At 73.7% G+C, this 22,507-nt stretch carries 23 protein-coding genes; 17 read left to right on the top strand and 6 right to left on the bottom strand.

Annotated features, from left to right (window positions below):
- Positions 1–145: 145 nt before the first annotated feature.
- The 7 genes from ACQKM2_RS13640 to ACQKM2_RS13610 all read left to right on the top strand — a co-directional run bounded on the left by ACQKM2_RS13640 (position 146) and on the right by ACQKM2_RS13610 (position 5,400).
- Complete coding sequence (locus tag ACQKM2_RS13640; protein WP_427709281.1) at positions 146–457, top strand: EthD family reductase; 312 nt, start codon at positions 146–148, stop codon at positions 455–457.
- A gap of 175 nt (positions 458–632) precedes the next feature.
- Complete coding sequence (locus ACQKM2_RS13635) at positions 633–1,319, top strand: hypothetical protein (RefSeq protein ID WP_427709279.1); 687 nt, start codon at positions 633–635, stop codon at positions 1,317–1,319.
- A gap of 345 nt (positions 1,320–1,664) precedes the next feature.
- Positions 1,665–1,904: an acyl carrier protein gene (locus ACQKM2_RS13630; RefSeq protein ID WP_427709277.1), complete on the top strand. Its 240-nt coding sequence runs from the start codon at positions 1,665–1,667 to the stop codon at positions 1,902–1,904.
- Entirely contained in the window at positions 1,901–2,914 is a 1,014-nt protein-coding gene (locus ACQKM2_RS13625; protein WP_427709275.1) for a beta-ketoacyl-ACP synthase III, read from the top strand. Before ACQKM2_RS13630 ends, ACQKM2_RS13625 begins: the two co-directional genes overlap by 4 nt.
- Positions 2,915–2,942: 28 nt before the next feature.
- Entirely contained in the window at positions 2,943–4,184 is a 1,242-nt protein-coding gene (locus tag ACQKM2_RS13620; RefSeq protein WP_427709273.1) for a hypothetical protein, read from the top strand.
- A 5-nt stretch (positions 4,185–4,189) separates the two neighbouring features.
- Positions 4,190–4,885 carry a lysophospholipid acyltransferase family protein gene (locus tag ACQKM2_RS13615; protein WP_427709271.1) on the top strand — a complete coding sequence of 232 codons (696 nt, stop codon included), beginning with the start codon at positions 4,190–4,192 and terminating at the stop codon, positions 4,883–4,885.
- Positions 4,886–4,965: 80 nt separating this feature from the next.
- Entirely contained in the window at positions 4,966–5,400 is a 435-nt protein-coding gene (locus ACQKM2_RS13610) for an MMPL family transporter (protein ID WP_427709269.1), read from the top strand.
- Here ACQKM2_RS13610 and ACQKM2_RS13605 read toward each other — a convergent pair.
- From ACQKM2_RS13605 to ACQKM2_RS13595, 3 genes are all read right to left on the bottom strand, one after another.
- Positions 5,390–6,022, bottom strand: coding sequence for a histidine phosphatase family protein (locus ACQKM2_RS13605; protein ID WP_427709267.1), 633 nt, complete (start codon positions 6,020–6,022; stop codon positions 5,390–5,392). The two genes, ACQKM2_RS13610 and ACQKM2_RS13605, sit on opposite strands and share 11 nt — an antisense overlap.
- On the bottom strand, positions 6,007–6,786 hold the full coding sequence (locus tag ACQKM2_RS13600) for a class I SAM-dependent methyltransferase (protein WP_427709265.1): 780 nt from the start codon (positions 6,784–6,786) through the stop codon (positions 6,007–6,009). The genes ACQKM2_RS13605 and ACQKM2_RS13600 overlap by 16 nt, the downstream gene beginning before the upstream one ends.
- Positions 6,787–6,848: 62 nt before the next feature.
- Positions 6,849–8,156 carry a DUF3419 family protein gene (locus ACQKM2_RS13595; RefSeq protein WP_427709264.1) on the bottom strand — a complete coding sequence of 436 codons (1,308 nt, stop codon included), beginning with the start codon at positions 8,154–8,156 and terminating at the stop codon, positions 6,849–6,851.
- 208 nt (positions 8,157–8,364) lie between these two features.
- On the opposite strand from ACQKM2_RS13595, the gene ACQKM2_RS13590 reads away from it, so the two are divergent.
- From ACQKM2_RS13590 to ACQKM2_RS13570, 5 genes are all read left to right on the top strand, one after another.
- The gene (locus tag ACQKM2_RS13590) at positions 8,365–8,550 is read left to right on the top strand and encodes a hypothetical protein (RefSeq protein ID WP_427709262.1); all 186 of its coding nucleotides are present in this window, start codon (positions 8,365–8,367) and stop codon (positions 8,548–8,550) included.
- Positions 8,551–8,806: 256 nt separating this feature from the next.
- Positions 8,807–9,463, top strand: a complete 657-nt coding sequence (locus ACQKM2_RS13585) for a class I SAM-dependent methyltransferase (RefSeq protein ID WP_427709260.1) — start codon at positions 8,807–8,809, stop codon at positions 9,461–9,463.
- Between the two features lie 285 nt (positions 9,464–9,748).
- The gene (locus ACQKM2_RS13580; protein ID WP_427709258.1) at positions 9,749–10,942 is read left to right on the top strand and encodes a barstar family protein; all 1,194 of its coding nucleotides are present in this window, start codon (positions 9,749–9,751) and stop codon (positions 10,940–10,942) included.
- 320 nt (positions 10,943–11,262) lie between these two features.
- Entirely contained in the window at positions 11,263–11,388 is a 126-nt protein-coding gene (locus tag ACQKM2_RS13575; RefSeq protein ID WP_427709256.1) for a hypothetical protein, read from the top strand.
- 194 nt (positions 11,389–11,582) lie between these two features.
- On the top strand, positions 11,583–12,182 hold the full coding sequence (locus ACQKM2_RS13570; protein ID WP_427709254.1) for a hypothetical protein: 600 nt from the start codon (positions 11,583–11,585) through the stop codon (positions 12,180–12,182).
- Positions 12,183–12,683: 501 nt separating this feature from the next.
- Here ACQKM2_RS13570 and ACQKM2_RS13565 read toward each other — a convergent pair.
- A complete protein-coding gene (locus ACQKM2_RS13565) occupies positions 12,684–13,022 on the bottom strand; it encodes a hypothetical protein (RefSeq protein WP_427709252.1) in 339 nt (112 codons plus the stop codon).
- Between the two features lie 580 nt (positions 13,023–13,602).
- On the opposite strand from ACQKM2_RS13565, the gene ACQKM2_RS13560 reads away from it, so the two are divergent.
- Together ACQKM2_RS13560 and ACQKM2_RS13555 are read left to right on the top strand one after the other, a co-directional pair.
- Positions 13,603–14,118 carry a hypothetical protein gene (locus ACQKM2_RS13560; protein ID WP_427709383.1) on the top strand — a complete coding sequence of 172 codons (516 nt, stop codon included), beginning with the start codon at positions 13,603–13,605 and terminating at the stop codon, positions 14,116–14,118.
- Positions 14,119–14,347: 229 nt separating this feature from the next.
- Entirely contained in the window at positions 14,348–14,872 is a 525-nt protein-coding gene (locus ACQKM2_RS13555) for a hypothetical protein (protein WP_427709381.1), read from the top strand.
- Positions 14,873–15,044: 172 nt separating this feature from the next.
- Here the strand turns inward: ACQKM2_RS13555 and ACQKM2_RS13550 are convergent, their stop codons facing one another.
- Together ACQKM2_RS13550 and ACQKM2_RS13545 are read right to left on the bottom strand one after the other, a co-directional pair.
- Entirely contained in the window at positions 15,045–15,752 is a 708-nt protein-coding gene (locus ACQKM2_RS13550) for a VanZ family protein (protein WP_427709250.1), read from the bottom strand.
- A 66-nt stretch (positions 15,753–15,818) separates the two neighbouring features.
- A complete protein-coding gene (locus ACQKM2_RS13545) occupies positions 15,819–17,075 on the bottom strand; it encodes a serine hydrolase domain-containing protein (RefSeq protein ID WP_427709248.1) in 1,257 nt (418 codons plus the stop codon).
- A 191-nt stretch (positions 17,076–17,266) separates the two neighbouring features.
- Between ACQKM2_RS13545 and ACQKM2_RS13540 the strand changes: the two genes are divergently transcribed.
- From ACQKM2_RS13540 to ACQKM2_RS13530, 3 genes are all read left to right on the top strand, one after another.
- Positions 17,267–17,941, top strand: a complete 675-nt coding sequence (locus tag ACQKM2_RS13540) for a response regulator transcription factor (protein ID WP_427709246.1) — start codon at positions 17,267–17,269, stop codon at positions 17,939–17,941.
- The gene (locus ACQKM2_RS13535; protein ID WP_427709244.1) at positions 17,934–19,013 is read left to right on the top strand and encodes a sensor histidine kinase; all 1,080 of its coding nucleotides are present in this window, start codon (positions 17,934–17,936) and stop codon (positions 19,011–19,013) included. Before ACQKM2_RS13540 ends, ACQKM2_RS13535 begins: the two co-directional genes overlap by 8 nt.
- A gap of 62 nt (positions 19,014–19,075) precedes the next feature.
- Entirely contained in the window at positions 19,076–22,507 is a 3,432-nt protein-coding gene (locus tag ACQKM2_RS13530) for a BTAD domain-containing putative transcriptional regulator (protein ID WP_427709242.1), read from the top strand.

Below are 22,507 nucleotides of genomic sequence, written 5' to 3'. Positions count from 1 at the left end.
AACTCGACGGGAGAGCCGATGTCACGGACAGCCCAGCTGGAACCGCCGGACACCGACCAGGCCGGCGCGCTCGCGCAGACGGCCATGCACGGGTGGGGTGCCTGCGAGTGGGGCAGCCGGCTGACGTCTCCGGACGGAGGTCGGCGTGCATAAGCTCGTCGTCCTGTATCCCGAGCCCGCCGACCCTGAGCACTTCCGCGACTACTACGTGACCAGCCACCTCCCGCTGGTCGCGAGTTGGCCCGGCCCGATCGCGTGGCGCTACAGCCTCGACGTGGCGGCGAGCGAGGGAGAAGCGCCGTATTTCGCGGTCTTCGAAGCCGACTTCGCCGACGCCGCCGCCATGGACGCGGCGCTGGCGTCGCCGCACGGCCAGCGGCTGGCAGCCGATGTCGCCAACTACGCCACCGGCGGTGTGGCCATCATCAACTATCTGGTACGGGACGGTACCGGCTGAGGCAGGCCGGTACGTTCCGGGACGCGTCCGGTCGGCCGCTCAAGGCCAGGTCCGGCCGGCAGCCGGATGTCATGTCCCTCCCGACCCGGTTCCTGGTCCGAACGCCTGCGCGTGTCCTTCCGCGCTTGAGAGGATCCGGCTGGTGGAGCCGCCCCGATCACACCCGGAGGGACACATGCACCGCGCGCGTGCGCTGTTCGTACTGCCCGCCACCCTCGTGGCCGCGCTGTCGGCCCTCTCGGGATGTTCGGGGGGTGGCGAGACCTCCGCCCGGGGCCCGGCTCCGACGCCCTCCGGGCTCGCGCACTACACGCCCGCCACCGGCTCCCCCGCCCCGGGCGCGAGCCCGTCGTCCACCGCGCCCAAGGAGTGCGTGCGGACCGCCGGGATGAGCGTCGAGCAGCTGACCGGGTATCTGAAGGAACTGCGCAGCGCCAGCGGGGGCTACCAGACCAAGGGCCTGACGCTGGACTCCTCCGGGCTGAACTTCACCCCGGAGGACATTAAGCGCCCCTGCGAGGCGGTCGCGGTCAAACTCGCCCACTACTGGGTCGACTTGAAGAAGACGCACGAGGCGAACGTCGTCAGCGGGGCCCGCTACGAGTACTCGTACACCCTCGTCGGCACCGCCTCCCACCCGGCCGGCCCGCAGGACGGCCGGATACCCGACACCGCGCCGCCGGGGGCCTCGGCCTGTCGCGGCACCGTCTCGGTGGCCTACCTCGGCGAGGACCTGCCGCTGCAGGCCCTGCCGTACGACCTGAAACTGGCCGACACCACCGCGCCCGTCCCGGTCACGGTGAACGGCGCCGGGGTGCTGTCCGCGATCTACGTCTCCCCACCCCACCCGGATTCGTGCTGACACCTGACGTGCGGTGGCACCGGCCGGCGCCGAGCCGCCTGGCGTACGGGGGCCTCGGCCCCCTAACCGGTAACCTCCGCGCGGCGCGTTGACGGCGGGCGGGTACCTCACGCATGCCGCGAGCTCGGGGCAGCCTCCGCCAACCGGCCCTGAGGAACTGGTGGTTGGGGGCCGCAGTGGGCGCTCCTTCGGGGCGGCGGCACGGAGGGTGCTTCCGCCGTTCGTGTTGATCTTGCGGTTGCCGTGTGCCGGGCGGCCGCCACGGCGGCCATCGGACCGCGCCATATGGAAGCTTCTCTTCCGCGACGGATCCGTCCAATCAGACGTCCACCAGAGGAGAGCCCCATGTACGAGTGGCTGCGGGACATCATGGTCGAACGCCTCCGGCTACCGGCCGACGCGGTGCGGCCGGAGGCCACCGCCGACGAGGCGGGGCTGGACTCCCTCGCCGTCACGGAACTGGTGCTCATCGTCCAGGACGAACTCGGCGTCACCCTGGACGAGGACCGGCTCTACGCCCTGCGGACCGTCGGGGACGTCGCCGCGTTCATGGAGCGGCACGTCCAGCCGTCCGCCACTCGGTGACCGGGCCCCAGCCCCCAGCGGCCGTCCTGTGCGGGGTCGGGTCGTGGCTGCCTCCGGACGTGGTGGGCAACGACGTCCTGGCCGCCCGGCTCGGGGTCACCGACGACTGGATCCGGCAGCGCACCGGCGTACGCAGCCGCCGCCGGGCCGAACCCGGGACGGCGACCGTCACCATGGCGGTGGAGGCCGGGGCCCGGGCGCTGAAGTCGCAGGGCCACGGGCAGGCGGACGCCGTGGTGCTCGCGACGGCGACACCGGACCGGCTCTGCCCGGCGAGCGCCCCCGAGGTGGCCGCCAGGCTCGGGCTCAACGGAGCGGCCGCCCTGGACGTGTCGGCGGCGTGCTCGGGCTTCGTCTACGCCCTCTCGGTCGCCGCCGGACTGATCAGCGCCCGTACCTGCCGGCGGATCCTGGTGATCGGCGCGGACACCATGTCGGCGGTGCTGGACCCGGACGACCGGGCCACCTCGCCGATCTTCGGCGACGGGGCCGGTGCCGTCGTCCTGCGGGCCGGGCGCTCCGGCGAACCGGGCGCCCTGGGTCCGTTCGTCCTGGGCAGCGACGGCGACCGGGCGGACCTGATCCAGCTCCCGGCCGGCGGTTCGCTCACCCGGTACCGGTACACCGCGCACGCCCCGGACCCCTATCTGCGGATGGACGGCCGGGAGGTGTTCCGGCAGGCTCTCGACCGCATGGGCGGCGCGGTCACGGCAGCTGCCGCGGGGGCGGGCTGGGCCCTGGAGGAGGTGGACCGGTTCGCCGTCCACCAGGCCAACGCCCGGATCTCGCGGGCCCTCGCCACCCGGCTGGGCGTTCCGTGCGAGCGGTGGCTGTCGAACATCGAGCACGTAGGCAACACCACGGGCGCGTCCGTGCCCCTGCTGCTGGACCACGCCCACCGCGGCCGCCTGCTCCTGCCCGGGCAGCGCACGGCCGTCGCCGCCTTCGGCGCCGGCCTGGCCTGGGCGGCGACGACCCTGACCTGGCCCGAGCTCGCGCATGACGGCTGAGCGGCGGCCCTTGGACGAGAGGAGCACGATGGCCGTGCCGGACGCCGCCGCCTACCCGGCGGTGGACCAGGTCATCTGGGAGATGGAGCGCACCGGCTCCGGGCACTACCTGCACATCGGCGCCGCGCTGGAGTTCGAGGGCCCGCCGCCCCGGCTCGACGCGGTGCGCGAGCACGTCCTGCGGCGGAGCGCGGGGCTCCCGCAGGCGGCGGACGGCGGCACCGCCCTCCGCGACCGGGTCCGGGAACTGCGCCTGGCGCCCGGGGCGAAGCCGTACGACGCCCTCCTCGACGCCCCCGTGCCGGGCGTGGGACGCCCGTGGGGGGTCTGGCTGGTCCACGGCCACGAGCCCGGCCGCCACCTGCTGGCCTACCGCGGCCACCACGGCCTGCACGACGGCGTCAGCATGGCCCGGCTCCTGCCCGTCCTCTTCGGCGCGGAAGAACGGACCGGGGAGGTTGGCACCGACCGTCCCGCGGCCACCGGCCGCCCGGCCGTGCCTCCCCTGACCGCCCGGCTCCCGGCGCAGGCGCGCCAGGCCGCGGCCTCGCTGCGGCTCTTCCTCCCCCCGCCGCGCACCGCCCTCACGCCCGGTCCCCGCGCGGGCCGGCGGGTGCTGTCCACGGCCTCGGTGAGCGTGGACCTGCTGCGGTCGACCGCCCGCCGTCTCGGCTGCTCGGTCCTCGACGTCCACCTGAGCGCCCTGTCGCGTACCGCGCAGCGGACGGACCGGACGGGCTGGACCACGGAACTGGGCCGGCCGCGCGGCATCGCCGTCCCCGTCTCCCTCGCCCGCACGGGACGGGACCCCTACCCGGGCAACCGGTTCTCGGTCGTCCTCCTCGACGTCCCGTACGACGAGCCCGACCTCGCCCGCCGGGCCCGGCTGCTGTCACGGCAGACGCGCCGCTGCCGCGAGCCCGCGACGCGCTGGGCACTGGGCGATGCGCTGGGCCGGCTCGGGGTCGCCGGTACCAGGGCGGTGTCCGATCGGATCTTCGCGCGTACGGGGGTGCAGACGACGGTCCTGACCACCTCAGCCGACCTGGGGTTCGCCGGCCGCCCCGCCGTACGGCTCACCGGCCTGAACTGCCTGCCCGCCGACTTCCCGTACCAGCCGGTGCTCGCCCTGTGGCGCGACGAGGCGGTGTGCTCCTTCACGGCCGACGCCTCGGTGCCCGACGCGGCCGTCCTGGCCGGGCACTGGCGGGAGGCCGTGGACGTCCTCGTCCGCGACGCGGGCGGCGCCGGCGCCGCCCGGGCGGGCTGAGCGCGGTGCTCGTCTACGCCGGGACCCGGGCGGTGATGCGCCTCGCCGCCTCCACCCTCTGCCCCCTGCGGGTCGAAGGGGCCGAGCACGTGCCGCGCGACGGGCCGGCCCTGCTCGCTGGCAACCACCTGTCGGCCTGCGACACCTTCTTCCTGATGGCAGCGGTGCCCAGACGGCTGGTGTTCCTCGGCAAGGCCGAGTACTTCCGTACGCGTTCTCCCGGCGGGCTGCTGTCCCGGGCCTGGTGCACCGGGCTGGGCTTCCTGCCGGTGGACCGCGACGGCGGGCCGGCCGCCGCCCGCCGGTCCCTCGCCCTCGCCGCCGGCGCCCTGGCCGGCGGCGCCGGCCTGGTCGTCTACCCGGAGGGCACCCGCTCCCCGGACGGCCGGCTCCACCGGGGCCGGTCGGGGGTCGCGGCCATGGCCCTCGCCTCGGGCGCGCCGCTGGTGCCGTTCGGCATCACCGGCACCGACCGGGTACAGCCCGTCGGGCGTTCGGGGCTGCGCCCGCACCCGGTGACCGTGCGCTTCGGACCTCCCCTGCCCTACGAGGGGTTCCTCGCCCGGGAGCGGCGCCCGGACGGTCTCGCGACCACGGCGGTCCTGCGGGAGCTCACCCTGCTGCTGATGCGGAGGGTGTCGCGGCTGTCCGGTCAGGTCTACGTCGACACCTACGCGCCACGGGCAGGGCGCCGGCCGTGAGGCGGCAGCGGGCCGGGGAGGCCGGTCCGCACTCGTGCATGGCTGGCGGACCTGGAGGACGACGTCCGGGCAGGTCTTCCGTGGGCCCTGGCCGTGGTCGCCCTGACCACGGCCAGGGCGACCACGGCCGGTACACCCGCAGCGTCCTGCTGCCCCTCAAGGCCCTCGTCCTGAACGTGCTGAGCCTGACGGCGGTGTTCGGCACGATGGTGCTGGTCTTCCAGCGGGGGCACCTGCGGGGCGTGCTCGGCGGGTTCACGTCCACCGGGGTGACCGATGTCCTGGTTCCCGTGCTGGTCCTGTGCGTGGCCTTCGGACTGTCCATGGACTACGAGGTGCTCCTGCTGTGCCGGGCCGTGGAGGCGTACGAGGCCGGCGCGGACACGCGGGAGGCGGTGGCCAGCGCCGTGGGGTGGCCGGGGCGGCGGCGCCCCGGCCGGCGTGCGGACGGGGCCGCTCCCTCGGTGCGGGGGTGTGCCGGGGAGCTCGCGGCGGAGCGGGTCGTCAGCCGCTGACGGCGGCGGGCGCGTCCCGGCCCAGTGCCGTGCCGGTCCAGGACCGTGCCGTCCAGCCTTCCTCCGGGCTGCCCTCCAGGGTCACGACGCCCGTGTTGGGCAGGGCGTGGGCGGTGGCGAACTCCACGGACACGTTCCGCGCCCGCGCCGCCGTCCACACCCGGAACGCGGTCCCGTGCGCCACGATCGCGACGGTCCGCGCGCCCAGGGCGGCGGCCTCGGCGACCGCGGCGTCGTAGCGGGCGAGGAAGGCGGCGCCGCCCTCGGCGCCGGGCATGGGGACGCCCGTGTGCCCGGCCCCCCACGCGACGGCCGTGGACATGTAGGACCTGACGGCGTCCGCGTCCCGGCGGCCCTCCCACACCCCGGCCTCCAGCTCCCGCAGTTCCCGGCGGACGAGCGGCTCCACGCCGAGCGCGCGGGCGAGGGGGGCGGCGGTCTGCCGGGCGCGGAGCAGGGTGGAGGCCAGCAGCGCGCCGATGTCCTCCCCCGCCAGCGCGTCCGGCAGCGCGGCGGCCTGCCGGAGTCCTTCGCCGGTCAGGGCCGAGCCCGGTTCGGCCGTGTCCAGGACGTGGTCGAGGTTGGCGGGGGTCTGGCCGTGGCGGATCAGGAGCAGGCGCATGGTTCCTCGGCGGGGTGTGGGGAAGCGGCGGCGGGTTTGCGGCCGATGAAGACGTAGTGGGGGACGCGGGCGCGTACGTAGGGGACCGGTGCCAGGCACTGCTCCAGGTGGACGGTCTCGAAGCGGTGGCGCAGGTAGGGGAGGTGGTCGGCGGAGAGGAAGACGTTGTTGTGGCCGAACCACACCGGCCACAGCAGCCGCTGCCAGGCCGCGTGGCGGACCAGTCCGGCGGGCGGGTGCTTGGCGGAGACGTGGAAGTCGCAGACGCCGATCACTCCGCCGGGCCGCAGGAGCGACAGGGCGTGGTCGATCGCGCCGAACCAGTCCGGGATCATGGTCAGCGCGTACGAGAACACCACGACGTCGGCCGGGCCGTCGGACGGGCGGTGGCGGGTGGCGTCGGCGTGGACGGTGGTGACGTTGTGCCAGCCGCGCCGCTCGACGCGGTCGCGGGCCACCCGCAGCATCGACTCCGACGCGTCGACGAGGGTGATCCGGCGGCACAGCCGCCGCCGTTCGTCGCCGAGGCGTTCGATGCCCGTCGCGGTGCCCGCGCCGAAGTCGACCAGGTGGTCGCCCTCGCGGAGCGGCAGCCTGCCGTAGAGGGCCCCGCGCGCGTGCAGCAGGCGGTCGCCCGCCCGGAACGCGTCGTACGCGTGGGCGGTGGGGGCGTAGTACGACTCCATGCGCTCGGTCGGCCTGGTGCCGCGGGCGCGGGGGAAGAGCATGTGGCGGACGACCTGGAGCTCCGACCTGATTCCCATGCGGGGCGCGTCCTTTCCGTGTTCGGTAGGGCGGGTGTCGGGTCGGGGCGGGGCGGGGCGGGTCAGGGGAGGTCCGCGATGTGGAAGCTGCCGTAGGTGTGGACCCGGTCCCGCGCGTGGAGCCGGGCGGCGAGGTCCGTGTCGCGGCGCAGCAGGTCGTTGACGGGGCGCGGGCGGCCGCCGTGGGTGACACGGACGGGGTCGAGGAAGCGGGTGGTCAGTCCGGCGCTGCGGTGGATGATCCGGGCGCCGGGGCGGGCGGCGTCCACGATCGCCTGCCACTCCTGCGCGAGGGCGCCCTGATCGGCCCAGCCCATCCAGTCCATGTGGTCCAGCAGGACGAACTTGGAGACGCTCGGTCGCGGCGCTGCGGTGAGGAATCCGGTGACGGTGGCGGTGTGCGCGTCCAGCCGGTCGAGGGCGTCGCGCAGCGGGAGGAAGTTCTCCCTCTTCAGGTACTCCGGGCAGCAGTCGGGGGTGTAGGACCCGAGGACGTAGCCGCGCCAGAAGTAGTTGTCCTGGAGGGGCAGCCGGCCGAACACGGCGTCGAAGGCGTCCTGGACGAGCCCCTCCGTACTCCCGGGGTACTCGGTGGTGATCTCCCGGCGCTGCTGCGGGGGGACTCCGGCCAGGGCCAGCGCGAGCGGGTGGGAGGCGAGGCGGGCCGCGGTGCGCAGCGGCTCGCGCAGCCGGGACTCGTACACCTGGGCCTGGTGGGCGGGGGTGGGGGCGGCGAAGAGGTCCTCGAAGGCGCGGCCGACCCCTTCGGCGCGGCGCAGGACGAACATGATCACTGCGGCGAGGAGGCCCGCGGTGCCGTGGTGGTGGAACGAGCCGCGCGGGCCGCGTCCCGCGAAGGCGTCGATGTGCCGGTCCCAGTAGCGGCGTGCGAAGGGGGACAGGTCGGGCCGCAGGACGTCGCGGTACAGGACGCGGGCGCGGGGGGTGCGGCCGTGGCCGAACAGGGCGAAGAACTCGGGGTGTTCCAGCCTGCGGGCGGCGGCCCTCTTCAGCTCCAGCAGCGCGGTCTGGCGGGGGTTGACGTCGACGGCGCTGACCCGGCCGGCGCCGGCCAGGAGGTAGTCGAGGGCGTTGCATCCGGCACTGGTGATGACCAGGACGTGGTCGTCCGGGCCGAGCCGCAGTGCGGCGCGGTCGAGGGCGGGGTCCTCCCAGCAGACGTTGTAGACCAGGCTGCGGCCGTGGAGGAGGCCGAAGAGGCGCCCCGTGACCGGGGACTTCGCCGGGCCCGGGCGGGCGGACCGCGACCGCGCGACGGGGCGGCGCGGTTCGGGCACGAGGGGTGGCGGGGGCGGTGCGGTGGGGGGTGCCGGGGCACAGGATGCCGGGGCGGCGGGATACTCGGCCACGCTGGACACCTTGATCGATTCCTGGGCGGGAGGGCCAGCCGAGAGCGCCGGATTGGCCCGTACGGCGCATCCGCCGCCTGCCTCGGCGGCCGTTCGGGTGGCGTGGCGGTGACCGGCGCGGCGGACACCCCGCGCCGACCGGCGTTCTGCGTCCCATAGGCCGACGGGCCGGGCACACGGCCCGCGGCCCCACGGAACGGAACCCGCCATGTCCACGCCCCGCCCCGGCACCCTGACCGTTGTGGCCCTCTCCGCGATGGCCGCCACCGTCCTGGTCCGTACCCTCTCCGCCCACTCCCCGCAGCGGGGCGTCCTGGCGGCCGGTGCGCTGACGGACCGGCCCGGCAGTCCTGACCGTCGCCGCAGGTGGCAGCCGCTCCTCCTGCTGGCCTGACGGGGCTCGCCGGAGCGCACCCGCCGTGATCGGACATCAGCAGCAGCCCGTCCAGCGGGCCGCCGACCAGTTCCACATGATCGCGCGAGAGTGCCCGGAAATTTCGACTGTCCGTCACACCACCCCGAGGGCTGACCCAACTCGTGCTGTTGCCCCGGTGACGTTCCGCGACCGCTCCCCAAGATCTGTGCCAGAACCGAGGACTGACACCGCACCGAGCTTCGGGAGTGTCAGTGGTTGCGGGGAACATTGGTTCATGACTGACCGCACTGCTTTGATCACCGCGTATTGGGATGCCGCTGCAGCGGCCTTCGATGACGAGCCCGACCACGGCCTGCGGGCTGACCACACACGTGCTGCCTGGGCTCGACTCCTGCGTTCCTGGATGCCGGCCGATCCCGTCGACGTGCTCGACATCGGTTGCGGCACCGGATCGATGTCCGCACTGCTGGCCGAGGCAGGGCACCGGGTAACAGGAGTTGATCTGGCCCCGCGCATGGTCGAGCAGGCATGTGCGAAGTTCAGCAGCGCTGGTCTCGAAGGCCGTTTCCTGGTCGGCGACGCGATGATGCCCCCGACTGGGGAACAGCGCTTCGGCGTCGTGCTGTCGCGGCACCTGGTGTGGACGCTGCCTGATCCGGAGGCCGCGTTGCGTGAGTGGGTGTCCCGCCTGGGTCCGGGCGGTCGGCTGGTGCTGGTCGAAGGCCGGTGGAGGGAGTCGGGCCAAAGCGGTGTGCCGTACGTGAGCGGCGCCGAATCGCTGCCGTGGAACGGCGGAATCCGTGCCGGCGACCTGGCAGCAGCAGTGCGGTCCCTTGTTTCTGGGCTGCGCGTTGAGCCGCTCGATGATGACCCGGATCTCTGGGGTGGCCCTGTGGACGATGAACGCTATGTCCTGATCGCCGACGTGTGACGCGCTGAGAACGGTCAGCCCGCGGCGCTTCGTGTTCGCCGACGCGGGCTCGGGCGCTCGCCAAGACACGGCACGGCACCGCACGGCACGGCACGGCACGGCACGGGGAGCAGCGGCTGCCGGTGCGCGAGCGGCGTCAAGCCGATGACGGGGCTCGGAGTCGGTCCGGCGGCGACCCCCCGACTGGCGGGGAGCGTCATTCCGAGCAAGCGATATTCGGAGGGCTTCGGCGTCAGCAAGTCGTAGGGTTGGCGCGCCGAGACAGCCTGGCAGCAGGGGAGAAGCGTGCGGTCCGAGGAACATGCGGGGTGGGAGCGGGACTTCCCGGTCCGGTATCTCCTGGTGCGGGAGGACCTCGACGGCGAGGAGGAAGGCGTGCTGTGGGGGCGGTGCGCGGAGGTCGAGGGCCTGTTCATGGACGCGCCTCCGCTGCCGCGCGAGGTCCTGACGCTGCGCGGCTGCCCGCGCGAGAGCCTGCTGGTCCGGGCCGTGGCGGCCGGCGCCGAACCGATGCGGCTGCTGGGGGACGGAATGCTCTCGATCGAGCCTGTGGATCCCTCGCACGGCGGGCCGTCCCGCTTCTGGGACCTGGAGGACACGGCTGTCCTGGCCCAGTGGCCCACGCCGGGCGATCCCGGGCGCGTGGACATCGTCGTGGGCGCCGGCGTCAGGGAGGACGACTACCGGGGCAGCAAGCGGCTGCCTTCGAGTCCGCGGTTCGACCTGTGGTTCCCCTCGATCCGGGGGGACAGCCCATCGGGCGGTTGCCGTTCCGTCGACGGCCTGTTCACCCCGCGCCCGCAGCGACCCGCCCAGCCCGTGCACCTGATCGGCTGCGAACCCGCCGCACCACTCCAGGCCCTGCTGTGTCGTCCCCTTCCGCAGGAGGGCGGCCCGGTCACGCTCCGGCGCCTCGATCGCCACGGCCGGACGATGACCGGGTACCGCCTCGACCTGGGCACCGTCGAGGCACGCCCATCCGTCCTCGGCGGAGCCCTGATCGACGTCACCGTCACCGACCCCGGTGACGACCGCCCCACCCTGGCCGCCCGCGCGGTCTGGGAGATCTGGTCCGGCGGTGTTCCCACGCGGCCCAACCAGTGGGCAGAGTTCGACGCCGAGGGCCGGTCCGAGTGGCTGGCCCTCACCCGCGTCGGCCCGTACGGGCTGCAGGGCCACTCCGGCGGGACGTACCACCTGGACGGAGAGCACGTCACCGACAGGAGCGGCTTGCTCCTGGCGCTCGGCGAAGCCCTGCTCGGCCCTGGCGCCAACTACGGCAGATGTCTGGACTCGGTCGCGGACAGCCTGTGCGGCGGGCCCTCCGTCGTCCCCCCGTTCACCCTCGTCTGGCACCACGCCGACATCGCCCGCCGCGCCCTCGCCGGACATGTCCTGGCCCACCTCGGCGGCCGGTCCTACTTCGAGGAGACCGTGAACATTCTGCGCGAGAAGGGCGTCACCGTCGTGCTCCAGTGAGGGAGGCGCCGGGTGACGGCGGGCGGAGTTGAACGGGGCGGGTCGGGTGACGTGTCCCGAGTGCGGGACGGCCTGGGTGGCCGGCCGGCGTGGATCGGCGTTCGGACGTCGTCTACTGCTCCCGGCGGTGCGTAATGGGGGCTTGGCGGTCGCGGAACGAATCGTTCGGAGAACGGTCACAGTGACCGTCCGACGCCCAGCAGCGCTTCGGCATCGACCACTGAACGCCTCGAAAGCGGGTCGCCAACCGCTCCTTCGGCGATGACGGAGGCGGTGGCCTCGCCAACCGCGGCGCCATCCTGACCGTCCGCGACAGCCCCGTGACCCGCAACTCCGCCCGCACCGGCCGCCCCGGCGGCATCTTCAACCTCACCGGCACCACCACCGTCACCGACAACATCCCCACCAACTGCGCCCCGACACCGATCGGCCCCTGCACCGACTGACAGCCCGGCTCCCCGCCGTCCGGGGACCGGACCGGACCCGGGTTCGGGTGGTAGCAGTGCGTACCTTCCAGGCCCAGCGCAGGACGGCAGGGGAAACTTTCCCCGTTCCTCTGACCGCGCCGTTGCACGTACGCCATGTTCGTGGCAGGGGCCTGTCATCGTGGCGGCCCGCCACGCGGAAGCAGGGTGACAGCATGAGGGATGACCGGGAGACCTGGACGGCGGAGGAGTTCGGCCGCTCCCACGAGGGCTCGGTCGGAGTCCTCCTGGCCGACGGCAGCGTCCCGCGGCCGGCGCTCTTCGACACCGGGTCGGGCCCGGACGTGCACGAGAGTTCCCACTGGTCCGTCTACGACGGCCGCCTCCCCCACATCCCCCGCGCGGCCGCGCTCCGCGGCGTGTGCTCGTGCGGGTGGACCGGTCCGGAGCACCCCCTGGACTGGGAAGCGATCGGTGAGCAGGACCTGGAAGACGCCGCCGACGAACAGGCGGACGCGTGCTGCCAGGACTGGGACGGCCACACCTCCGCCGTCGAAGCCACCACCATTCCGCTGCCCGAGACGGTCACCAGCCTCCTGGACCGGCTGGAAGCCGAGATCGGCAAACTCGCCGAAACCTCGCCCCTTGCCGCGATCCGCGCGGTGCGCAGGATCGAGACCACGGTCGGCGGAGTCGGGTACTGGGCGGCCCGCCACGCCCAGCAGGATTCGACCCCGGCGCAGGCCGCGGCCGCGCTCGGGCTGACCGAGGAAGCCGCCCGCCGCGAACTCGAACGCCTGCTCCGAGGCAACTGACAGCCGGCGGGACTGCGTGCTCAGCGGCAGCTTGAAGCGACTTTTCCATATCCCCGTTTCCGCAGGTAGAGGCCCGATTCCAGTGACAGCCGCCGCGAAACGGGTTCGGGGAGCGGTCACAGTGACCGCTCCCCGAACGGAAGCTTGGTGCCGATAAGCAGCCTGCTGTGCAGGTGGCGGTCACCGCCACCACCCTGTCCCGGACTCCCCGTTGACGGGGGCGAACGCGGCCCGGAGGGCTTTGCCCGGTGCTCATTCGTACGTCCCTCGGCGGGCCGCTCGGCAAGGCGCTCGGCGAGGACGTCCAGTGGAACAGGCGCTGAAGCACACAGCGAGGAGGCCCACCCCGGTACGGGGTGGGCCTCAACGGTTCCGCGCCGCCCCCGCTCAGCCGCCGTCGTCCTCCCGACGGTCTTCCGGACGGACGACGGCGACCTCGGGCCGAGGCGTGCGGCCGGGCCCGCCCGCCCGGATGCACCGGCCACGACGTGGCCGGAGGTCCTACTCGGGTGCTCTCGGCGTCAGCACGGAGAGCCAGTCGCTGTCGTCCGGGGAAGGGCCCACACCGCTCGCTCCGGGACCGGGGGCGGGCGAGGTCTCCATGGACTTGCGGAGGTGAGCGACGGTGGCCTGGGCGGCCGCGCGGAGCTGGCCGTCGTCGGACTGGCAGGTGGTGGCGTCGAGGAGGACGACGGCCGCCTGGAGCACACCGACGTGCACGGGCACGGTCAGGAGCGCCGCGAGGGCTGCCGCCGCTTGTTCGGCCGGCGCGGCCGGGGACTGGGGAATGAGCTGGGCAACGCCTCGGCCGAGGCCTCGCTCGCGGGAAGGTGTCGTCACGAGAGGAAGTCTGCGGCGCGGGCACCCACCCGCCCAAATCCCGTGGGTCGAGCTCCACATGCCGGAACGAAGCAGATCTTCCTACGCCGGGCGCACACGGCCACGGACACGCCAGACGCCCCTGCGTCGTACGTGCCCGGGACGTGCTGGGCTGGCGTGCGCGGCCGCGCGGAAGTCGACCCACTCGGTGACGGCCGGCGTGATGGGCCCTTCGGCCATCTTCCATCAGCAGCGCCAGGACCTGCCGCAGCTGCTGGGCGGCGGCGCGCGGTGGGGCGCCGGCACGAGCGACCAGCCGGAGTGCGTGTCCCCGCAGGTGGCCGGCTCCGGGTCTTGGCGTGCGGGGAGTTCAGCATGGCGAGGCAGGCGGGGCGCCCCGCCCTGTTCAACGAGCGCTTGGACGAACTCGACGACGAACAGCTGCTCCACTGCCTCAACGACGACAGCCTCCCGCCGGAGGCCCGCATCATCGGTTCCGCGCACAAGCGCACCGTCCAACCCGCGCCGCAACCACGGCGGCCACCGCATCCCCATCACGGTCCACCTCGACCTCGGCTTCTGATCCGAAGGAGATCCGTCCATGCCCCTGTCCGAGACCGCGAAGGCGTACTACGCCGCTCACACCCGGACCCTGCGCGACCACAGCGCGACGAACGCCTCCCGCTTCCGGCCGAGGCAGGCCCTGCAGCACACCACCGTCAACGGCGCAAAGTTCCTGCCGTTCCCGTCCCGGCTGCCCGACAGGCCGGTGACCCCGGCCGTCCGCTCCGCCCTCAAGCAGCACCTGGTGCACGAGTACGACGTCGCCGCCCGCAACGGCTCCCCGCTGCGCATCGTCTACATCCGCCACGCCCCCGGCACCTGGTCCGGTCGACGTCGGGAAACCCCAGGTCCTCGCCGAGGCGGGCCAACAGACCCGCACGCACGAGGTGGCCGGCCGCCACCGCGGTCACCCGCGGCCCGGCACCACAACGGCTCCCCCAAGGCCTCCGCGCCCCGGCCCCCGCAGCGCGGGCCGGGGCGGCACGGTCCTCCAGCCCGGCATCGACCTGCTCCAGCGCGCCGAGGACTTCCCGCCCGCGGCACCGCTCCCTGACCTGACCGCCTCGTACGACGGAGGCCGCGCGTCCAAGCGGTTTCGCTGCCCGATCCGAAATGCTTTTCTGTTTGTCCAGGGGCGATGTAATCACCTAAGATCAACTTCATTGGCGGCTCCGGACCACCCGCTCATATCACCGTTCCGGAGGGGGAGCGGCGGGGCCGCATTCGCTGTCTTGCGAGGCGTACAGCCATTGTTCCGTACTTCCATGGGGGGAAATCAAGCCATGAACCGTAGCCTTTTTCGGGCCTCTGCAGTCGGCGCTGCCGTAGTCGCCTTCTCCGGGGTCATCTCCGTTTCGCAGTCCGCCAGCGCGGCGGAGACGTGCACGACGATCGAGAACAGCCGGATCCAGTCGATGCCCGGCGGCATCCCCGAGGCGGTGATGTACGTTCCGACCTGCATCGAGGCGGTCCCGGGCGGCAAGGTCCGAGGAAAGACCGACGTCAACTGGAGCTTCACCCACGACGGCCAGATCGACCGGAGCAAGCGCTTCAGCTCGTTCAAGGTGACCGTCCGCCTGGAGGGCCGGGTACCAGGCGGTACCGACACCGTGGTCACCAGCAGGACCTGTGACGTCACGAGCCGCATCAACTCGATCGACATCGGCAACCTGGACTGCCTGACCCCGTCGGCGGCACTCGACCCGAAGAAGCAGTGGTCCGCCGGCGCGACCGTCGTGTACGACATCGCGGGCGACACCAAGGGCCCCATCACCTGGCAGCTCACGAACTCGCCCCTGATGGGTTAGCCGTATTCCGGTCCCCGCGCGGCGAAAGGCGGCTCCTTACCGCGGCGCGGGATCACCGGCCCGCGGTTGATATCGCGGGCCATTCCTACGGCAACGGCAACGGCAACCGGGAATTCGGCCATATCGCCGGGTGGAGAACGGGACGAACACCGACGCCGTGTTCGAGCGGGGGTCAGGGACCGTGGCGGGGTCGGGCCGGGCGCCCGCACCGCCTCCGGGTCGGCGGCCTCCACCACCGCCCGCGACCACGACCCAGGCCCGAGCCGACCGGTTGCTTGGGCGGGGTGGTGGGGCCCCGTGCCGGGGCCGGTCGGGGGCGGGTCGACGGCGCTCTGGGCGTAGTGGGCCACCAGCGGTGCGACGCCAGTGCGGCCAGCCCGGCGCCGGCGGCGTTGAGCAGTACGTCGTCCACGGAGGACACCCGGTCCAGCCGCAGGGCGTACTGTGCGGTCTCGACCAGGATCGAGCAGCCCGCGCCGAGCGCCAGGATCCGCGGTAGCGACGCCAGCGCCGCGAACCGCAGCGGGGCGAGGAACCCCAGCGCCGCGAAGACCAACAGGTTGCCGACGACCTGGACCGTCGCCGTCAGCGGGTCGCCTGCGAGGGTCGCGAGCAGGTCCCGCAGCGGCACCGGGCTCACTCGCGGGGGGACGGTGCCGGCCCGGCCGCCCGGCAGCATGATCATCCATACCCACGGCAGCGTCCCGTAGACGATGCCGACCTCGGCCAGCGACACCGCCCACGCCCGCGCGGTGCCGGTGGCCCTCCGGCGACGTGCCAGAAGCGCCACCGTCAGCGCGGCCAACGGCAGTACGGCCACCGTGATGAGGGCCACGCCGGTGAACGTACCGACCCAGCCGTGCCATCCCTTGATGATCACACTGCCTCCGCTTCCGCTGCCCGCACGGTCGTCCGGGTGTACCCCGGTTCCTGAAGGCCGGCCGCCTCAGCCACCTGACCCGCCGCCGGGCGCGGCCCCGGTGACGGCCTGGGTCTCCCGCCCGATCATGTCCCGCAGCGGCACGCCGTCGACGTTGCCGAGGATGACGCCGACCCAGCCGGTGTACGGGTAGACGGTCCAGTTGGCGGCGACGCCGGGGTTGGCTCCGGCGCGCTGGTACACCCACTGGCCGTTGACGATGGAGACCGAAATCCCGTAGGCGCCGAACGACGCCGGTCCGTGGGGGATCTTGGCCCCGGTGAGCACGTCGGCCCAGGGCCGGTCCAGGAGCGTGCCGTCGCCCAGCGCGTGCGCGAACCGGACCAGATCCGAGGCGGTGGCGAAGCCGCCGTCCCCGGGGGCATCGATGAAGGCGCGGCCCGGATTCCTGCCGAGTACCTCCGAGTTCGGGCTGCTCTTGTCGAGGTTGCGGACGGCGTCGACCCGGCTCCCGTCGGCCAGCGTCATGTACGGGTGCGCGATGTGCCGGTCGGTGAGCCACTGCGGCCTGGTGTAGAACGCCGAGCCGGTCATGCCGCAGCGCTCGAAGATGTGTTCCTCGACGTAGTCCCAGTACGTCGTGCCTGTGACGGCCTCCACCAACAGCGCGGCAATGGTGACCTCCGCCTCCGCGTGAGCGGTGCCGGTGGTACCCGGGACGCCCAGCGGTTTCGCCTGCCGGGCCCGCTGCTCGTAGTACTGGTGCACCTCGTCCCGGCTCTGGAAGGTGCGTTGCACGTCCCCGTCCGGGCTGTCCAGCCCGGAGGTGCCGGACAGCAGGTGGTGGATGTTCACCCGATCGGCGATGTCCTTAGCGAAGCCGGTCAGGTGCTTGCCCACCGTGTCCGACAGGCGCAGCCTGCCCTGCTGGGCCAGCTGCAGGACGGCCACCGCTTCGAACGGCTTGCCCGCCGAGCCGAGGCTGAACGCGACGTCCTCGTGGTTGCGGATCCCCTTCTCCTCGTCGGCCGTGCCGTAGCTGCGCGACAGCACCGTCCGGCCCTGGTGCGACAACAGCACCACGCCGGAGAACCTGCCCTCGGCGGCCAGCTTCGCCACGTACCGGTCGTAGGCTCCGCCGGGCCGGGTGTCCGGTGGGACGTCGGGGCCGGACGGGGCCGGACGGTGCTGTCCCCCGGCTGCGGCGTGGCCGGGTCGGGCGCCCGCCGGCGGCGCGCCGGCCGCCACCACGCCGGCGGCCACCAACCCGCCCCACCCGAGCAGCCGCCGCCGGTCGACAGCGCGTACGGAATCCGAGTTCATGATCACGATCCTTTCCCGATCGAGAAGCCGACCGTTGCGGGTCTGCTGCGGTCGATGCCTCCACTGAAGACGGAGGACCGTTGCGGTGGCGTATGCGGTTTTCGATACGCCCGCGATACGTGGCTCGCCGTCACATCCGTTGAGGCATGCTCCATATGCCGGCGATATGCCGTGCCGCTTAGGCTTCGGGGATGCGTGTGCTGATCGTGGAGGACGAGCGCTACCTGGCCGAAGCCGTCCGTGACGGTCTCCGGCTGGAAGCGATCGCCGCCGACATCGCGGGTGACGGCGACACCGCTCTGGAACTGCTGAGCATCAACGTCTACGACATCGTTGTTCTTGATCGCGACATTCCCGGCCCTTCCGGTGACGAGGTCGCCCGGCGGATCGTCGCCTCCGGCAGCGGTGTCCCGATCCTCATGCTCACCGCCGCCGACCGGATCGACGACAAGGCCTCCGGGTTCGGACTCGGCGCCGACGACTACCTCACCAAGCCGTTCGAGCTCCGCGAGCTCGTCATGCGGCTGCGGGCACTCGACCGCAGGCGCGCTTACGCCCGGCCCCCGGTCCGCGAGATCGCGGGCCTGCGGCTGGACCCCTTCCGCCGGGAGGTCTTCCGTGACGGACGCTACGTCGCTCTCACCCGCAAGCAGTTCGCCGTACTCGAAGTCCTCCTCGCCGCCGAAGGCGGTGTCATCAGCGCCGGAGAACTCCTGGAGCGGGCCTGGGACCAGAACGCCGACCCCTTCACCAACGCCGTCCGCATCACCGTCTCCGCCCTGCGCAAACGACTCGGCGAACCCGGGCTCATCGCCACGGTGCCCGGCGTCGGCTACCGGATCGACACCGGCAACCCTCATGACTAGACGCCCAGGGCTCAGCGCCCGGCTGAAACTCACCATCAGCTACGCCGGGTTCCTCCTCCTCGCCGGCGCTCTCCTGCTGGCCGTGGTACGGGTGTTCCTGCTGCGCTACGTACCGGACAGCCCCAAGGGGCTTCTCGGGGTCGCGCCCAACCGCTACCTCCTCGTGCGCGTCTTCGCCCCCGCCGCGGCCACGGCGATGGCCTTCCTCCTGGTGTTCGGCCTCCTGGGAGGATGGGTCCTCGCCGGCCGGATGCTCGCACCGCTCACACGGATCGCGGACGCGGCACGGATGGCCTCGAACGGATCGCTGTCCCACCGGATCCGCATGGAAGGCCGCACGGACGAATTCCGCGAACTCGCCGACATGTTCGACACCATGCTCGAACAGATCCAGTCCCACCTCGGCGAACAGCAACGGTTCGCCGCGAACGCCTCCCACGAACTCCGCACCCCTCTGGCCATCTCCCGGACACTCCTCGACGTCGCCCGCAACGACCCCACACGGGACCGGGGCGAACTCATCGAACGCCTCCACACCGTCAACACGCGGGCGATCGACCTCACCGAGGCCCTGCTGCTGCTCACCCGCGCCGACCGCAGGAGCTTCGCCCGCGAGCCCGTCGACCTGTCCCTCCTCGCCGAAGAAGCCGCCGAAACGCTGCTCCCCCTCGCCGAGCAGCGCCGGATCACGCTCAACGTCACCGGCGAGGAGGCACGGACCGTCGGCTCCGCGGCGCTCCTGCTGCGGATGGTGACGAACCTCGTCCAGAACGCCGTCGTCCACAACCTCCCCGCCGACGGCGCCGTAACGGTCCACACCGAAGCGCAGCACGGCGCGAGCGTGCTGCGGGTCGAGAACAGCGGCCATCGGCTCCCACCGGAACTGGTGCCGACCCTCACCGAACCCTTCCAACGCGGAACGACACGCATCCGCACCGACGAGCACGCCGGTGTCGGCCTCGGGCTGGCCATCGTGCACAGCATCGTCCGGGCACACGACGGGACCCTCGACCTCACGCCCCGCCCCAGCGGGGGTCTCCTCGTCACGATCCGGCTTCCCGCCACGCCGTAGGCCGGCAGCGGGTGGTGCCGCGGTACTTGGGCCCTTTCACGGCGATCTACGATGTGCTTGTCATGGTCACATTGAAGGTGCTCGGCTCGTTCCGGGTCGAGGTCGGCGGGCGTGCGGTCGACGCGGGCGGCCGGCTCGCCCGGATGGTTCTGGTCCAGCTGCTGCTCGCGCGCGGGGCGGTCGTGCCCACCGAGCTGATCATCGAGCGGTTGTGGCCGGCCCGTGTTCCGTCGAGCGCGCAGGCCTCGCTCCACGCCTACATCGCGCGCCTGCGGCGCGTCCTCGAACCGGGGCGTGCGCCGCGTACGCCCGCGCGGGTGCTGGTGAGCGCGCCGTACGGTTACGCCCTCGCCGTGGAGCCCGGTGCCGTCGACGCCTGGGTGTTCGAGGAGCGGGTGGCGGCCTGTTCGGCGCGGGAGGTGCCCGCCGGCGCCGTCGTCGAGGGGCTGGCCGGGGCGCTCGCGGCCTGGGGCGGCGAGCCCTACGCGGAGTTCTCGGACGAGCCGTGGACCGCCGGTGAGCGTGCCCGCCTGGACGAGGTGCACCGCAGCGCCCGCGAACGGCTCGCCGCGGCCCGGCTGGGCTGCGGGCAGGCCGCGCAGGCCCTCGCCGAGGCGGGCGCGCTGACCCGGGAGCGGCCGCTGCACGAGGAGGGCTGGCGGCTGCTGGCCCTCGCGTTGTGGGCCCGTGACCGGCAGGGGGACGCCCTCGCCTCGCTGCGGCAGGCCCGCCGGGTCCTCGGCGAGGAACTCGGCGTCGAGCCCGGGCCGGCCCTGCTGGAACTGGAGCAGGCCCTGCTGCACCAGCGGCTGGACGTGCTCCACCGGGCCACCGGGACGCCCGCCCCGGCCGGTGATCCCGCAGAAGGGGCCGTCCGGGTGGCCGGCGTCGCGGCGGAGGCGGAGGCGGGGCCGACAGCGGACGCGGTCACAGGCGCGGGCGCGGGGACAGTGCTGGACGCCGACCGGCTGCTGGGCCGTGACGGGGAGCTGGCCGCTCTCGCCGCCGCCGCGGACCGGGCGCGGGCGGGCCGGGCGCAGGTGGTGCTGATCTCCGGTGAGGCGGGCATCGGGAAGTCGAGCCTCCTGGAGGCCGTCGTACGCCAACTGCCGCCGCAGGGCTGGCTGGTCGGTGCCGGGCAGTGTCCGGAGACCGACGGCGCCCCGCCCGGGTGGGCCTGGTTCGAGATGCTGCCCGGCCTGGCCGAGGACGCTCCGCCGGGCCCGTACGCCGACGAGCTCGCCCCGCTGCTGGCGCCGGGCGCGGCGGGCGGCTCCGCGCAGCCGGACGGCAGCCCGGCGCGGCGCTTCCGGCTGCACAGGGCGCTGCTCGGCTGGCTGCGGGACGTCGCCCGGCGGCGGCCGCTGGCCGTCGTGCTGGACGACCTGCACCGGGGCGACCAGGAGAGCGTCGAGCTGTTCCTGCTGTGCGCGGAGCGGCTGCGCGACGTACCGCTGCTGCTGGTCGGCTCGTACCGGACCGGTGAGGGCGATCTGACCGGGGCGCTGGCCCGGCTGGCGGCCTGCTCGCCCGTACGGCTGGCGCTCGGCGGGCTGTCGGCGGACCAGGCCAAGGAGCTGCTGCGGCGCGGCGCGGCCGGGATGAGCGAGCACGCGGCCGTGGCGCTGGCCGAGCGGGCCGGGGGCAACCCCTTCCACCTGCGGGAGAGTTCGCTGCTGCTGGCCGGTGAGGGCGAGGAGCAGGCGCTCGCCCGGGTCCCGCAGGGGGTGCAGGACGTGCTGCGGCGGCGGCTGGCGCTGCTCGCGCCGGCCGTGGCGGCCGGACTGCGGCTGGCGGCGGTCGCCGGCCGGGAGGCTCCGGTCGCCCTGCTCCTGCACGCCTCGGACGGCGACGGCGAGCAGCTCCTCGACGCCCTGGACGCGGGGGTGACGGCCGGTCTGCTCACCGAGCCGCGTCCGGGTACGGTCCGCTTCACGCACGCCCTCGTGCGGGACGCCCTGGAGGGCGAGCTCACGCGGCTGCGGCTGGCCCGGATGCACTCCCGGCTGGGCCGGGGCCTGATCGCCCTCGGTTCGGACGACGTCGCCGCCACCGCCCACCACCTGCTGCGGGCGGCCCCGGTCGTGTCGGCCGACGCCGGGCCGGCGGTGCGTCACGCCCGGCTGGCGGGCGAGCAGGCGGTGCGCCGCTACGCCCCGCAGAACGCCGAGGCCCTGCTGGGCGCGGCCCTCGGCCTGCTCGACGACCATCCGGCGGCCTTCGCCGACCAGGACGCGGCCCTGCTGCGGGTGGTGCTGCTGGGGCAGCTGGTGGACTGCCGGATCCGGATGGGGGCGGTGGTGCCGGCGCGCGAGGCGCAGGAGCAGGCGGTACGGGTGGCCCGTGCGGAGGGCCGGCCCGACCTGCTGACCGCCGCGTACTCGACGTGGACGGAGCCGACGCCGTGGCGCGTGCGCCCGTACGCGGCGTCCGATCCGGAGGCCGTCGAGGAGCTGGGCGGGCTGCTGGGCGGGCTGCCGGCGGACTCGGGGCCGGACGACCGCACGCGGTGCCTGCTGCTGGACCAGCTGTCGGACGCCCTCGACGACACCGACCCCCGCGCGGTGGCCGTGGCCCGCCGGGCCGTGGACCTCGCCCGCGCCACGGGGGACCCCCGGCTGCGGGGGCTGACGCTGACGTCGCTGCTGCGCAAGGTCGACGTCGAGCTGGAACCCGCCGCCTACCTGGAGCTGCACCGGGAGCTCGCGGAGGTGGCCGGGGCGCAGGACGGTCCCGAGTACGCGTGGATGAGCGCCTACATCGCCGCCCGGATCGCCGCCTCCCGCAACGACCCGGCGGAGATGGAACGCTGCCTCGTGCGCGCCGACGGGATCGCCCGTACGTACGGTCTCCAGGGCGCGTTCGCGGTGGCCAGGCTGCGCCGGCCGATGCTGGCCATGGCCCAGGGGCGCTTCGAGGAGGCCGAGCGGGACCTGGGGGCGGCCGTGGCGGAGCTGCGGGCCCTGGGGGCGGTGGACCTCAGCGGTCTGGCCGCCCTGAGCGTCGGGTGCATGCGGCTGCAGCAGGGCCGGCTCGCGGAGATGCTGCCCGTACTGCTCGTGGTGTGGGAGCAGTACAAGCCGCACAACGAGTCGCTCGCCGCGCTCGCGCTGCTGGCCGCGGGCCGCCCCGACGAGGCCCGGGCGGTCTTCGGGCAGCGCGTGCCGCTGCGGCGCGACTTCGCGTACGGCATCCTGTCCGGCCTGCGCGGCATGGCCGCCGTGGCCTTCCGGGACCGGGGGGCGGCCGCCGAGGTGTACGAGCAGTTGCTGCCGCTGGCGGACATGGCGGGCGGGGCGAGCAGCCTCAGCGTCGTCTTCCGGCCCGTCGCCCAGACGCTGGGCGAGCTGGCCCGCTTCCTGGACCGGCCGGAACGGGCCCGCCGCCACTTCCACGAGGCCGCGCGCGTGGCCGCCGCGTGGGACTCGCCCCTGTGGGCGGAGGCCGCGCGGGCCGGGCTGGCGGAGCTGGACGGGCCGCCGGACGGTTCCTAG

Origin of the sequence: Streptomyces sp. NPDC004126 (genome assembly GCF_050275515.1) — a bacterium.
Lineage (GTDB): Bacteria > Actinomycetota > Actinomycetes > Streptomycetales > Streptomycetaceae > Streptomyces.
The sequence above is the reverse complement of the archived record's forward strand: the minus strand, read 5'-3'. Positions and strand labels throughout refer to the sequence as shown.